We start from the raw sequence: 13,254 nt of genomic DNA on the forward strand, positions 1-13,254 counted from the left end.
TGGAAATCATTAATCCATTTATGGAGCAATTGGATGGAAATGCTAAATGATATGGCGCTGTTTGTTGAGGTGGTAAAAGCCATGAGCTTTCGCAGAGCTTCGGAAGCCACTGGCGTACCCAATTCAACGCTTTCACGGCGCATCAGTGCATTAGAAAAAGCAATTGGCTTGAGATTGCTACACCGCACTACCCGCAAAATTGAACTAACAGAAGCAGGTCAAATCTATTATGACCGCTGTCGACGAATTGTAGAAGAAGCCCGACTGGCGCATGAAGCGTTAGGCGATATTCTGGCACAGCCGAGTGGCCTGTTGCGCGCCTCTTTACCGGTAGACTTTGCCATTAACTATATGGTGCCGCTGCTGATTGAATTTGCCGAACAATATCCAGATATCCGGTTTGAATTTGACTTAACGCCCCGCAGAGTTGATCTGGTAACCGAACCTTTTGATGTTGCTATTCGTATTGGAGAACAGAAAGATTCAAACCTGATTGCCCGGCTGCTGGCCAATCTTCCGGCTCATCTTTATGCTTCACCTAAATATCTTGAAAAGCATGGTGAACCTTCTCACCCTCAGGAACTTATCCAGCATCAATGTTTAGGTTTTCCCCGAAATGGTGTCTGGACGCTGCATAATTTCGACGCAGAAGACAAAGTTGAAATTAATGTGAGTGGCCGATTTATGTTGAATAACGTGGGTATGATTAAACGCCTTGCCGCTTTCGATCAAGGAATTGTACTGTTACCACAGGAAGTGGTTACTGAAGATCTGGCTGAGGGGCTCCTGCATCGAATATTACCACAGTGGCAGGGAGTACCGGTTCCAGTCTATGCCCTGACAGAAACCCGGTTATTACCGGCAAAAACCCAACGTTTTATTGAGTTTTTGCGGGATAGGATGAGATAACTAATTAGCGATACAGCGTGCAAAACAGAGGATTTTATAAAACTACCGTCTTGATGGATAAGCATTAATCCATTGTCTGAATGAGCTCAAAATATGGTTAAAATCCTCTTTTTGTAAAGCAAAAACCAGACGCCAGTCCTTCTCTTCTCCGAATTCATTCTTCAGTGGAAAATGCGGTTTTAATTCACAGTTGAGGATAAACGCTACTCTGACAACATCATTCTGGTAAGAAAGAAAAGCCAGCTCCAGACAAGGTTCAGTAAAGGATAAATTCGCATATTCAGGTAATCGGTTTTCTGCCAGCGCACTAAACCAATGATAAAGACGATTAAGGTCACCCGTTTCCAGCGCAGGATCGACTTTATCAAAATGCTCAGATCCTTGTTTAACAGACAGGTTTAATAAGCACCAATTATCTGATTGATCGGGAAACTGATAACCAACAATATCAAGGTCTAATGTGGTGGAACCATCAATGCTTGTTAGTGAAATCAATTAATTATCTCCATCTGATATAAAAGTCACTGCATAAGCGGTAATCTTGCCAACATCTGTTTTAATGCAATGGCATCCCACGGTGTATGCTCAGCGATAGTAATACCTACCACATCCGATATGTTAGCTATATCTTCCAGCATACTCACCAAGGTTTCTATGCGTAATTTTCCATGAGGAATTCCGGGAAGCGCCGTTTCTCCTTCAGCAACCGGACGGGCAAAAAGCAGCGATCTAAACCAATGAGGATCGAGCGCATCTAAGTCTAAATGAACAACCAAGTGTTTAGCGCCGGTATTTTTAAACCAGTTAAGCAAACCATCGGTGCTGTGGGCTAACTCTTCTGCCGATATTGAAGGCAAATGCAAACGTTTCATCACTTCAATTTCATAAGGTTCGCCACCAGAAAAACCGGCATACAGTACCCGGTTAGCGTGGAATGGCAATACTACTTGTTTTACAAAATCAGGATCGCCTTCTCCTAATAAATTACCTAATACCATGGCGTGACCATGAGAAAAATGCTGCGGGATATTAAGATCCGGATGAGCATCAATCCATAACACGGCAACATCACCATCATAACGCTGGTTCAAATAAGAAAATGGCGCCAGGCTCACCAGACAATCCCCACCCAACGTCACAATACATTTTGGTTGATGGCGCTGAATAATGTGCTTTGCCGAATTGATCTGTTCAAGTAATGCATTTCGCGCAACCAGACCACTTTCCACAACCAGGGTATCATCGTGCAAAATGTTCTCCGGTGGCGGTATCGGAACATTTTCGGTTATTCCATGATGTTCTGGTGCCAGCCAGGCAAGCAACTGCGCGCCAAAGTGATAAACCGCATTATTTCCGCCCTGCCACTGCGGCATCAGAAGGCGAAGTGTGGAATCTGACATGACAAAATCTCCTGAAATTAAAGGCGTTATTTACTTAGCGCTTTGGTCACTAATTTGTTGAATAAATCGATATGAACTGAAAAATCGAAATCAGGATCGATTGCCGTACGGGCGATCATTCCATCCACTAAGGCGTAAAGCCAGATTGAGGTACCATCAGGATCGAGATCATCGGCGATTAACCCTTTTTTCATGGCATCTTGTAGCAAATGTTTAAATGCGGTTCGCATCTGATTATCGTTGGCTTTAAATACCGTTCTTAACCGTTCGTTTCTCGCGGTTTCAGCCAAAATCTCGATCCATAATCGATGATCCATCGGATAACCAGGATCAAAAATGCAGCTGCTAATCACGCTAAGAATATTTATCAATGGCGATTCTGAATCATCCAGGTCATTCATTTTGGTAATGGCACCAGACATTTCATCTTCTACCAGCGTAGCAATAAAGGCCTCTTTATCAGGAAAGTAGCGATAAAGATTACCGGTACTCATTCCTACTGAGTTGGCCAATTCAGCCATCCCTGTGCCTCGAAATCCTTTCTCGGAAAAACATTTAGCAGCTGACTCAAGAAGCTGAATCTGTGTAGAGGCTTTCTTTTGTTTGCGAGTTGTCATCACCATTAATCTCAGTAAACGATCATTTACTAAAATTAAACTATCCCGGGCCTGAAAACAATAGTGAATGATCGTTTACTGAATTTTATCGGTGACGGAGCTTTACATTTCCTTGTTTATTAAATTGATTAGTTTATGTTTTCTTTCTATGTTGAATAGCAATGCCATTGTAATGAAAGGATCGCCCGATGAGTCACTTCCTACCGATAGAACTAAAACATGCCAGCCGCTTACTTAACCATGGGCCAACGATACTAATAACCAGTTACGATCCAGATAATAACCATCGCAATGTGATGGCTGCCGCCTGGTCCATGCCGGTGGAATTTGAACCTCCAAGAGTCGCTATTGTGGTAGATAAGAGCGCCTGGACTCGTGAGCTGATAGAAAAAACCGGATCTTTTGGTATCTGTATCCCAACTGTCGCCATGGTCAATTTAACCTATGCGGTAGGTAGCGTATCAGGCCGCGATGAGGATAAATTTAACCGATTCTCAATTACTGCTCATCAGGGTCCATCCCTCGGTCTTCCGGTCATTGAATCAGGTTGTGCGGCCTGGATGGAATGCCGACTTTTAACCGAACCCGGTGCGCAGGAAAAGTATGATACTTTTTTTGGTGAAGTGGTTTCTGCTGCTGCTGACCAGCGCGTTTTTATTAATGGTCACTGGAACCTGAATGAAAACAATGCGGATTTGCATACCCTACACCATCTGGGGGGCGGAAATTTCCTCACCGATGGTCGCCAGATTAAAACCCAATTTGTTTAAAAAAGTAAATCAGGATTGCATTAGACCGACTGGTCTATTATAGTGAACTCTATGAATCGATATCCAGAACATGATACGCGCGAACATCTCCTTGCTACCGGGGCTCAACTTTGTCTGAGCCGTGGTTTTACCGGCATGGGATTAAGCGAAATGCTGGCAAAAGCCGAAGTTCCTAAAGGATCTTTTTACCACTATTTCCGGTCAAAAGAAGCATTTGGTGTAGCCATGCTCGATCGCCATTACGTGCTGTACAATCAGCGGTTACAACAGCATTTTTGTCAGGAAAATGCCAGCTGGCGTGAACTGATCATTAACTGGTATCAACAAAGTCTGGACTATTTTAATCAGCATGGCAGTTCGCCCAATTGTCTGGTAGTAAAACTGTCAGCTGAAGTGTGCGATCTATCAGAAGATATGCGTAACGCGCTGGATAACGGAAGCGCTCAGGTTATCGCCCACCTCGCCAACGCGCTTGAAAAGGGGCGAGAAGAAAAGTGTTTCGACTTTCCTGGTGAAGCCCGGATGCAGGCGGAAGTGATGTATGCCCTGTGGCTTGGAGCCAGCCTGCAGGCAAAAATTTCACGTAATTCAATGCCGCTGGAATGCGCTATTGGCCACGTAACCCGGCTTTTAGTGGAGCCTGTCTCCTGACAGGTTCTTTTATTTTTTCTTATTTATAGACGACCGGTCTACTTGAGGATGTATCATGTCAGCAGATAAATTATTTACCCCGTTAAAAGTGGGTGCCATTACGGTGCCAAACCGTATTTTTATGGCACCGTTAACCCGTTTACGTAGCATTGAACCCGGTGATATCCCGACCCCATTAATGGGTGAATATTATCGTCAGCGCGCCAGTTCCGGGTTGATTATCAGTGAAGCTACCCAAATCTCAGCCCAGGCAAAAGGTTATGCCGGAGCGCCGGGTTTACACAGTGCTGAACAGATCGCCGCCTGGAAAAAGATTACCGATGGCGTACATGCAGAACATGGTCATATGGCAGTCCAGTTCTGGCATACCGGACGTATTTCTCATAACAGTTTACAACCTGGCCAACAGGCCCCAGTTGCTCCATCCGCGATTAGTGCCGGAACCCGTACCTCTTTGCGTGACGAACAAGGCCGTGCTATACGGGTTGATACTTCTATGCCACGCGCACTGGAAACTCATGAGATTCCCGGCATCGTTAACGATTTCCGTCAGGCCGTCGCTAATGCACGAGATGCCGGATTTGATTTAATCGAACTTCACTCGGCACACGGTTACCTGTTGCATCAGTTCCTTTCTCCGGATGCTAACCATCGTACCGACCAATATGGTGGTAGTCTGGAAAACCGCGTTCGTCTGGTACTGGAAGTGGTGGATGCGGCCAGCAAAGAATGGAGTGCCGATCGTATTGGTATTCGTATTTCACCTCTTGGCACCTTCCAGGGCGTGAGTAATGGTGATAATGAAGAAGCTGACGCCCTTTATCTGATCGAACAATTAGGTAAACGCGGTATGGCATATATACATATGTCCGAACCTGACTGGGCTGGCGGCCAACCATACAGCGATGATTTCCGCCAAAAAGTTCGTGAGCGTTTTAGTGGTGTGATTATTGGCTCTGGTGCTTATACGCCAGAGAAAGCCGAAATGCTGATTGCCAAAGGTTATATTGATGCCGTTGCCTTTGGTCGTTCATATATTGCTAACCCGGACCTGGTTGAGCGTTTACATCGTAAAGCAGCTCTTAACGAACCTCGTCCTGAATCATTTTATGGTGGTAATGCGGAAGGTTATACCGATTATCCAACGCTTTAATCGTTAAATAAATGGTGGGTCTGGTGATGCCAGGCCTGCCTCTAATAGCGCTTTCCCTTCATTGATATGGTTTATTTTAATTCCACATTTTAAGTGACGGCGTCACTCTATTCTTCATCTTCAAATATGACTTTTCCCTTTACCATGTTATTTTGTTATTATATGTAGTACCGAAAAGCCAATACCCATTAGCCAATACCCATTGTCATCATGCGTTCTTTCCTGTTGGTTAGAAGTTGTTGTGTCCAGTCGAGCAACCCACCATCGCCAATCTCAATCACATTCTCGCCTGTTACTATTTTTGCTTTTATCCGAAAACCATAGTAATAGTTATTTTCATAGTCGGGTTCGACAACCGATACTTTTATATGGCCGCTGTTTTTCTGAACATATGATATTGACTCTGTAATTAATGGGCTTTGACCGTCATACCCTTTGCATGGGATAATCTCGAAGTATATATGTTCAAAGCTGTAACTTCGTAAAACGTCATACGATGCTGTCAGGTGTTTAAATAGTTCCTCTTTTTCAAAATTAAAACTCCCAGTATCTTTACCACAGGAAATCAGGCAAATAACTGAAAAATGAGGAGTAAAATTAGGATTGTCAAATACCTGTGTTCGAATAATCCGTGAAATATTACTGTAGTTGTAGGTTCGGCTATCTAATCCGCCTTTTTTCTTTAATGAAGCATAATGCAAGGCTGTTGCATTGGTTGGGTCTGCCTGCATTTCTGTATTTCTTAAAGCCGTCAACACTTTCTTTTGGTCTACGGTAGCAACAACACTACTCGTTCCCAACTGTGCGGCAGGAGAATGTTCTATCGGTTCAAATCCTCTGCTGGCTAATACTTTATAGCACGTCAATTCTTGTTCTTTGTACCTTAAAACATCTATATTGGCAGGTTTGACAAGTTTATTCCTCTCATATTTCTTTAATAAAGACGAGGGCGTTTCTTGCTGGATGCGCCTGTTAAAAACCTCCAATAAAATAGTGTTCAGTTCCGACCCACTTAATTCATCAGATAGTATCTTAACTATATCCGGCAAATCCAATTTGCTGATAATATGTTCACTTATATCTTTTTTCATGTTTTTCTTATACTGTATAAATGTTCATCAATTATTTTCCCCTCTTTTATTACTGAGGATTTAATAACAGCCTCTTTTTCAAAACCCACTTTTTCTAACACTTTCATTGAACCTATATTATACTCGTAAATATTTGCATAAACCCTCAATAAGTTAAGTGTTTCAAAAGCAAAATTTAATAATAGCCTTACTGTTTCAGTAGCATAGCCTTTCCCCCAATAGGGTTCTCCAATCCAATATCCTATCTCTGCATTAATACGATATACGTCATGTTGTGGTATTAAACTACCACAACCGACAAATGTATTGTCCTCATATATTCCGAAAACATGCCCTAATACACCACTTTCGGCTAAACCGAGAAATGTAATAGCATCCTCAATCGCATAAGGATATGGAAACGCATCCCGTAGGTTTACAGCGATTGCGTGATTATTAGCTAATTTCTGTATTGCTTCAGGAGAAGTTAGGTTTATATTTTGTAATCGTATCATTTTAAATTAGTTTACTCTGAGTTATAAGAGATTATAAGCGATAGCGCAAGATGCAGACAAATAGCGACTTAAAAGCAAATAGCCTTTTCACGGGCTGGTAATGATGTGGTAACTGAACTTTGTCTTACCTTTGTCTATTGATGGCTTTTGCCGTTCAAAAGAAAAGCCAAACAAAAGACTTTACCCACACATTATCAATCGGTTGTCCTCGTTTGGCTGATTCTTGCTTTTTTATCAGACTTTTATTTTATTAATCAACTATCTGCTAGTGATTCATCAATAAAAAAGCCAGAAGTTTTTACCCCTGGCTCTATACTCTCAATGGGAGACTTTTATTCTTTTGGATAACCCTGTTCTTGCAGCCAGATGCGTCCCGCTTCAATGGTTGGGCTTTGTACTAAAACAATAAATAAGAATGCAACAAACACACCTATCATTGCGCCACCAAGCACGCCACCTAAAGGCAGGAACATTGCAATAACAGCGGCTAAAACAATGGCAATAACCAGACGAATCCAGAATGCTGAGCCAATACGCTTACGCCCTTCTTTATTGCACTCTTTAAATAAACGCTTTTGTTCTTGTTTATCTAATCCTTTTAACTCCGGAACATTATCAATAGACCAATATATCTTCATAAATTCCTCTAAATCCGTTTATATGAGTGAAAAACACAGCAATTATAATGAATATTTCAAACAGGAACCAACTATCCCTTGTGTATAATAAATTCCAACGCTTGCAAATATGGATGTAAATAATTCTACTGTTGATCTTCAACGAAAATACGCCATAACTCTTCAACCGCTTTAGACATTTTGGTAGCTGGTCGATATAGACGAATTTCCACCGGAATGCACAGATCGGAGTCTTTATCAACGACAGCGATTATGGTTCCATTTTTTACCTCCGGTTCAGCCAAAGACTGTGGTAGCCAGGCTATGCCGTCTCCTGCTCTTACCATCGCCAGTAATGTTGCGGCTAAATCGGAAGTAAAAGCCACTTCCATTCCCCGTTTAACCCGATTAATGGATGCAGTGTTTGAAATAATGCGCCCTAAGCCAGACTCGCCGCTAAATGACAGGTAGGGGAATTTTTTTCTGTTATTCACCGTCCATAATGGTTTTGTTGAATCACCAGAAATAGCGCTGTAAGGAATGAGTCTGTCCAGCCCTAAGCGAATGCTAAAGAACTTTTCGGGCTCGAGATTGATACGCATATGGGGATGATAATGACAGAGCAAAAATTGACAGCCTCCCTGTAAAATCATTCTTTCACAGGCTTTCAAGGTATCAGACAACAGCCGGAAAGATCCAAATCGCGCAATCTTGTCATTCCGTCTCAATAATTCAGGAAAAAAAGAAAACGACAGAGCATGAGTGGCAGAAAAAACCACATCGGGTTGTTCTTGCCCCGCGACATCCAGAGCTTCACTTCTTACAGCATAAAGCGTTCTGATTAACTCTGGAGCCTGCCCACAAAAGACCTCACCGGCTCGCGTCAGGTCAACGCCCCTTCGATTACGTTCAAACAATGCGGTACCTACCCATTCTTCAAGAGACTGGATGCGTCGGCTAAATGCGGGTTGGGTCACATAACGCAAAGCGGCCGCTTTAGAGAAATTAAGGGTTTCAGCCAGTGCTACGCAGTCTTCAAGCCATGTTAGTTCCAGGTGATGCCGATTTTGCATTACAGCCATCCTTACAGGCATTAGATGAAGATGAATTATCCCCTTAGTATGTGGCTATACCAGATTACTTTTCAATCAAATAGTGGCAGTGAATGTAATAACTGTTTTAAATACAATTCATTAATAGTGCATGACAGGCGATGTCATCCTATCTGGCCACCTTTTCAGCCGTAAAATCAGGAGAAAAGAATGCGCATACTTGATGTTGTTGAAATCACCAAACCCATTGCATCCCCTATCAGAAATGCCTATATCGACTTCAGCAAAATGACAACCAGTCTGGTTGCTGTAGTAACCGATGTGGTTATTGATGGCCGACGAGTAGTGGGATATGGCTTTAACTCGAATGGTCGGTATGGTCAGGGCGGCCTCATTCGCGAGCGTTTTCGCGATCGGATCTTACAGGCAGATCCGGATAGTCTGCTTAATCATCGCGCCGATAATTTCGATCCTCATCGCATATGGAATGTGATGATGAACAATGAAAAGCCCGGTGGTCACGGCGAGCGCTCTGTGGCTGTAGGTACAGTGGATATGGCAATTTGGGACGCTACGGCAAAAATTGCCGGCCAGCCCCTATTCCGTATGCTGGCAGAAATGAAAGGTGTCGAAGCTAATCCTCGCGTTTTCGTTTATGCCGCTGGTGGTTATTACTATCCGGGTAAAGATTTAACGGCGCTAAGACAAGAAATGCGTAGCTATCTCAATCGCGGCTATAACGTGGTTAAAATGAAAATTGGCGGAGCGCCGCTGGAAGAAGACCGTCGCCGTATAGAAGCTGTTCTGGATGAAATTGGTGGAGAAGCGCAGCTTGCCGTCGATGCTAACGGCCGTTTTGATCTGGAAACCGGCATTGCTTACGCCAAAATGCTGCGTGAATATCCGCTATTCTGGTACGAAGAAGTGGGCGATCCTCTTGATTATGCCTTGCAGGCAGCACTGTCAGAGTTTTATCCGGGTTCAATGGCAACCGGTGAAAACCTGTTCTCACATCAGGATGCCCGTAATCTTTTACGATATGGCGGTATGCGTCCGGATCGTGATTACCTGCAATTTGACTGCGCCCTCTCCTATGGTTTAGTGGAATATTTGCGCACTCTGGATGTACTTGAACAATTTGGCTGGTCGCCAACTCGCTGCGTTCCACACGGTGGGCATCAAATGTCGTTAAATATTGCCGCCGGTCTGGGGCTGGGTGGAAATGAAAGCTACCCTGACCTGTTCCAGCCTTATGGGGGATTTCCTGATTCAGTAACCGTTGAGGATGGACATATTGTAATGCCTGAACTACCTGGCATTGGTTTTGAAGGAAAATCTGACTTAATAAAAGTGATGCGAGAACTGGCTGAATAAAGCACAGTGGATAATCAAACAGCAGGCCTGTGATTGACAAAAACAGGCCTGTATTTCAAGACTTACTATACCGCCACGGCTTGCGCTATTCCTTCCGGGATATAGCCATCAAAACTTTTGGTAATGTCTTCGGTAGCAACATGAAAGTTTACCGTTTGAGTTGCCGTCAGCATCCCTTTAACTCGGATCAAACCTTTGGTTGGGTCATCCGGGTCCCGACAAAATATCAGGTTATCATCGCTACTGGACTTATATTGGCTAATCCATTGGCAAAGCGTTCCTGCATCGGTTGACCAGATTTTCTTTCCATTCACCGGAGAACGAAAATTAGCGGTTGAGTTTCCACTAAGGTAAATATCTGCAAAATAAGGTACTTCTAACTGCTGTTCATTACACATCAGAAGCACTTTCATTACGTGACCAACGGGAATGTTAATGGGAACGGTATCGCTAAACTCAAGCGTTTCCGTCTTTGAGGTACTGGTTGTATCAGACCAGGAGTGTGAATACTCAAAACTGAATTTGAATGTCACTTCTCCCCCGCTCCCCAGAAATTCAGCTTTAGATTTAATATCTACACCAGTTCCCACTTTAATACTGTGGCTTTTGGTATGTGAAGTGGTTGATGAATTTTGATAAGCATATTTTAATGACACGGTCATATTAGGAGTAAGACCGTTTCGATTATCCGCAATTCCGGTAACGGCCGCTTTTTGATGTACTTCAAATACTTTTTGGCTTTGATCAAAAACTAATTTAGTCGCGATCTTATCCACTAAATACCCATATAATCCGCCATTATTGTCCGGTCCATTAGTAAACCATTGTCCATCAGCAGGATTCATTTCGGTATTAAGATTACTTTGCCACGCATCTATTATGATGGCTGCTATATATCTTTTATCTAAAAATTGAAGTCCCATAATTTATCCTCCAGATGATATTTCTATCATCACATCCATATTTACCTAACATAATTAACTTTAGAATAGATACAGACAACTTATTAAAACAAGGAGTTACTATGATACGTCAATCAGTCCAAGATCATTATTTAATGTAGTGCCACTAATATTATAATTAGCAGTGGTTGTATTACCTTTTTCGAATATAAATGCTCTGCGAGCTTCATTATCTGTTCCCCAAACAACAAACGCATGCATATATATCATTGAACCATCAGGAACGCCAAGCTCATCAGGTGCAATAGTTTTCGACTGTCCCAATGTGATATCATTACTTTGTTTTGTAAGATGTTTTTCACCGCTATCATCCATATAACTATATTGAATTCGGGCAACAAAACCACCAGAGTTTTTAAGATTCATTTTACCAATTTTTTGCATAGCCATATTAAGTTTCCTTATTTAGAAAATAAATAATTTCAACAATATAATATATAATAATAGATAGTTATTATTCAGGCGTTAGGTAAATATGGTTAGGCGCTATTCATTCTGAAATGAAACCATCTACATAATAAAGCGTAGTCCAATGATTTAATTAACACCAAAAACATTTCAAATTATTTCAATTTATAAAATTAAATGACTGTTAATTAAAAATAAATATATGATAGTCATTGAGCATTAAATTAAATGCAGGTGAAGATTCAGCAATATAAATAAGAATACACTCACTTTAAATAAGTAATATCTTATTTTATTTCCAGAATGAATAAGAAGAATTAGCATGACTAATATTATTAACCTCCGGCATATCACGAACACTAAGCAGATATTGTTCCTTCAGCTTTCTGGTTATCTGTTTCTCTTGCTGTAATCGCTGTTTGAAGGATGGATAGTCAACCACCAAATAGAGTGATTCATCCATATCAATATTTTTACCGCTGGTTGATGAGAAGTAATAGTCACCTTTAGCCTGCCATATGGTTCCCGTCACCCTACCATTACGTTCGAGTGTTTCAACCAGATGCCAGTCAGACAAGGATACGCCAGGCAAAATGGAAAGTACGGTATTCCGACTTACTAAGCCCCTGCTCTTTTTACCCCATACCTCATAAGAGGACAAAATAATCGTATCTTTAGCGTTGGTCCAAATTCCTGCTGCGTAATGCTCTGAAATCCGCTGTGGATGATTTGAACCAAAAGGATTTGAACCGGCATACTTAAATTTTTTACTCTGATAATCCCAATAAAAAACGCCATTATTGTTGATGAATAACTCGTGATTTGCCCGATCGCGATCGGCGACCAACAGGCTTAACCCTTGAGTTTTTTTACCATCAATAATATCCGGAAAAGAAATTGCGCCAAAATAGTAGGTATTTGTTTTAGCATCCCAACCGTAATCGGTTTGCCACTGATCGCTATCCGGGGAGAACGCACTAAAAGTAATCGGACTGGCATCAATTAAAGGCTTCCCCTGATAATAAACGCGAGTACTATCCGCCAGATAACGATTATGTATTCTGCCTTGCAGATGCCCCTGACCATAGCTTACAGATTGAATGCGACTGCCATCGGCTGCAGCAACCATCACACCTTCATAAAACAGATGTTGACCATCAGAGAGATAATTCTGTCCCCAGGTTTTCAGATTGCCATAGATAACATTTTCTACGCGGCTTAGGATAAAATCCCGACGTCTTGGGCGGTCAGGATTATCATAATCTTTATCGCGTACAATTTCGTGCCACCAGTAATAGTCAGGGTTCTTGCGTTCTTCACTACAAAAATAGGTCTTCTCACCATCGCTGATATACCCCTGAGAAGTATAGGTTACTCTCTCAGGCTGCAATCCCTGGATAATATGGGTGCCGCAGAATACCGATTGGTTATTCTTGGCTAATGGCGCCAGATATGGTGAAGAATAGACCTGAAAATCGCTGCTATCTACACCGGGTAATAAGTTGTACCCCTGAAATGGAATATTGACATAAACTTTTTGCTGATAGCTGTAATAACGTCCACCGAGCGACTTGCTGCTATGCCCAAAATCGCTGGAGTCTGAGTCTCGCCAAAGGTTGGTAAAGATAAGTATTGAGAACAGCAGTCCCAGTAAAATAGAGAAAATGACAAACAGTCTTACCCAAAATGTGCGGGGAAATTTTCTGACTTTTGACGTCTCAACGATCATTTGGTTTTCCTTTACCTGATTCCAATA

15 protein-coding genes are annotated in these 13,254 nt (G+C 42.2%); 5 read left to right on the top strand and 10 right to left on the bottom strand.

The window, feature by feature from the left end; genetic code table 11:
• Positions 1-33: 33 nt before the first annotated feature.
• On the top strand, positions 34-909 hold the full coding sequence (locus tag GOL65_RS02885; RefSeq protein WP_140918692.1) for a LysR family transcriptional regulator: 876 nt from the start codon (positions 34-36) through the stop codon (positions 907-909).
• Positions 910-951: 42 nt separating this feature from the next.
• Here GOL65_RS02885 and GOL65_RS02890 read toward each other — a convergent pair whose 3' ends face one another.
• Genes GOL65_RS02890 through GOL65_RS02900 form a run of 3 tightly spaced genes read right to left on the bottom strand, consistent with a single transcriptional unit; the run spans position 952 to position 2,926 of the window.
• On the bottom strand, positions 952-1,404 hold the full coding sequence (locus GOL65_RS02890; RefSeq protein WP_140918693.1) for a WapI family immunity protein: 453 nt from the start codon (positions 1,402-1,404) through the stop codon (positions 952-954).
• A 26-nt stretch (positions 1,405-1,430) separates the two neighbouring features.
• Positions 1,431-2,309 (bottom strand): arginase family protein, encoded by an 879-nt coding sequence (locus tag GOL65_RS02895; RefSeq protein ID WP_140918694.1) that lies wholly within the window; start codon positions 2,307-2,309, stop codon positions 1,431-1,433.
• Positions 2,310-2,335: 26 nt separating this feature from the next.
• Positions 2,336-2,926, bottom strand: coding sequence for a TetR/AcrR family transcriptional regulator (locus GOL65_RS02900; RefSeq protein WP_179038151.1), 591 nt, complete (start codon positions 2,924-2,926; stop codon positions 2,336-2,338).
• 188 nt (positions 2,927-3,114) lie between these two features.
• Here GOL65_RS02900 and GOL65_RS02905 point away from each other — a divergent pair, with 188 nt between their 5' ends.
• From GOL65_RS02905 to nemA, 3 genes are read left to right on the top strand one after another with little or no spacing between them, the layout of a single operon-like run.
• Positions 3,115-3,696, top strand: coding sequence for a flavin reductase family protein (locus tag GOL65_RS02905; RefSeq protein ID WP_140918696.1), 582 nt, complete (start codon positions 3,115-3,117; stop codon positions 3,694-3,696).
• 51 nt (positions 3,697-3,747) lie between these two features.
• Entirely contained in the window at positions 3,748-4,347 is a 600-nt protein-coding gene (locus GOL65_RS02910) for a TetR/AcrR family transcriptional regulator (protein WP_140918697.1), read from the top strand.
• A 55-nt stretch (positions 4,348-4,402) separates the two neighbouring features.
• Positions 4,403-5,500: an alkene reductase gene (nemA, locus tag GOL65_RS02915; protein ID WP_140918698.1), complete on the top strand. Its 1,098-nt coding sequence runs from the start codon at positions 4,403-4,405 to the stop codon at positions 5,498-5,500.
• Between the two features lie 188 nt (positions 5,501-5,688).
• Here the strand turns inward: nemA and GOL65_RS02920 are convergent, their stop codons facing one another.
• The 4 genes from GOL65_RS02920 to GOL65_RS02935 form a co-directional block, all read right to left on the bottom strand.
• A complete protein-coding gene (locus tag GOL65_RS02920; protein ID WP_140918699.1) occupies positions 5,689-6,591 on the bottom strand; it encodes a hypothetical protein in 903 nt (300 codons plus the stop codon).
• Positions 6,588-7,085, bottom strand: coding sequence for a GNAT family N-acetyltransferase (locus GOL65_RS02925; RefSeq protein WP_140918700.1), 498 nt, complete (start codon positions 7,083-7,085; stop codon positions 6,588-6,590). Before GOL65_RS02925 ends, GOL65_RS02920 begins: the two co-directional genes overlap by 4 nt.
• A 332-nt stretch (positions 7,086-7,417) precedes the next feature.
• Complete coding sequence (locus GOL65_RS02930) at positions 7,418-7,723, bottom strand: hypothetical protein (RefSeq protein ID WP_140918701.1); 306 nt, start codon at positions 7,721-7,723, stop codon at positions 7,418-7,420.
• Between the two features lie 125 nt (positions 7,724-7,848).
• Entirely contained in the window at positions 7,849-8,775 is a 927-nt protein-coding gene (locus tag GOL65_RS02935) for a LysR family transcriptional regulator (RefSeq protein ID WP_140918702.1), read from the bottom strand.
• Between the two features lie 189 nt (positions 8,776-8,964).
• Here GOL65_RS02935 and GOL65_RS02940 point away from each other — a divergent pair, with 189 nt between their 5' ends.
• Entirely contained in the window at positions 8,965-10,128 is a 1,164-nt protein-coding gene (locus GOL65_RS02940; RefSeq protein WP_140918703.1) for a mandelate racemase/muconate lactonizing enzyme family protein, read from the top strand.
• A gap of 65 nt (positions 10,129-10,193) precedes the next feature.
• Here the strand turns inward: GOL65_RS02940 and GOL65_RS02945 are convergent, their stop codons facing one another.
• The 3 genes from GOL65_RS02945 to GOL65_RS02955 all read right to left on the bottom strand — a co-directional run bounded on the left by GOL65_RS02945 (position 10,194) and on the right by GOL65_RS02955 (position 13,227).
• Entirely contained in the window at positions 10,194-11,051 is an 858-nt protein-coding gene (locus GOL65_RS02945; protein ID WP_140918704.1) for an ETX/MTX2 family pore-forming toxin, read from the bottom strand.
• Between the two features lie 99 nt (positions 11,052-11,150).
• Positions 11,151-11,480 (bottom strand): hypothetical protein, encoded by a 330-nt coding sequence (locus tag GOL65_RS02950; protein WP_140918705.1) that lies wholly within the window; start codon positions 11,478-11,480, stop codon positions 11,151-11,153.
• 310 nt (positions 11,481-11,790) lie between these two features.
• Positions 11,791-13,227 (bottom strand): DKNYY domain-containing protein, encoded by a 1,437-nt coding sequence (locus GOL65_RS02955; protein ID WP_140918706.1) that lies wholly within the window; start codon positions 13,225-13,227, stop codon positions 11,791-11,793.
• Between the last annotated feature and the right edge of the window lie 27 nt (positions 13,228-13,254).

The sequence above is a fragment of the Limnobaculum xujianqingii genome (assembly GCF_013394855.1).
In the GTDB taxonomy this organism is placed as follows: Bacteria; Pseudomonadota; Gammaproteobacteria; order Enterobacterales; family Enterobacteriaceae; genus Limnobaculum; species Limnobaculum xujianqingii.